Below are 443 nucleotides of genomic sequence, written 5' to 3'. Positions count from 1 at the left end.
CCGGGGATCGCGAACTCGGCGGTGTCGATGATGTTGATGTCGGTGTCGCCGGTCACACCGCGGGTCAGGAAGGCGCGGACGCGCTCGTCGAGCTTGCGGTTCTCGTCCTCGCCCATGAACAGGAACACGGGGACGCCGGGCTCCACGAGCTCGAGGGTGCCGTGGAAGAAGTCGGCCGAGGTGATGTAGCGGGTGCGCTTCCACTGCATCTCCTCCAGGATGCACATCGAGAACAGGATGGTCTCGCCCCACAGGGCGCCGGAGCCGATGAACATGGTGTAGGGGGCCAGGGCGTACTTCTTGGCGAGCTCCTCGGCGCGCGGCTCGAAGCGCTTGCGGATATCGAGCATGTCCTTCCAGATGTCCTTGGTCTGCTCGATAAACAGATCGAACTTGGGGAAGCAGCCGCGGCGGTTGAGCAGGCGCAGGCCGAAGCAGTCGGC

1 protein-coding gene is annotated in these 443 nt (G+C 64.8%); it reads right to left on the bottom strand.

The window, feature by feature from the left end:
- The coding region (locus DXB86_RS09770; RefSeq protein WP_369831488.1) for an SIS domain-containing protein at positions 1–443 on the bottom strand (443 nt) is incomplete at both ends.

The sequence above is a fragment of the Collinsella sp. OM06-18AC genome, assembly GCF_003438785.1.
GTDB lineage: Bacteria > Actinomycetota > Coriobacteriia > Coriobacteriales > Coriobacteriaceae > Collinsella.
The sequence above is the reverse complement of the archived record's forward strand: the minus strand, read 5'-3'. Positions and strand labels throughout refer to the sequence as shown.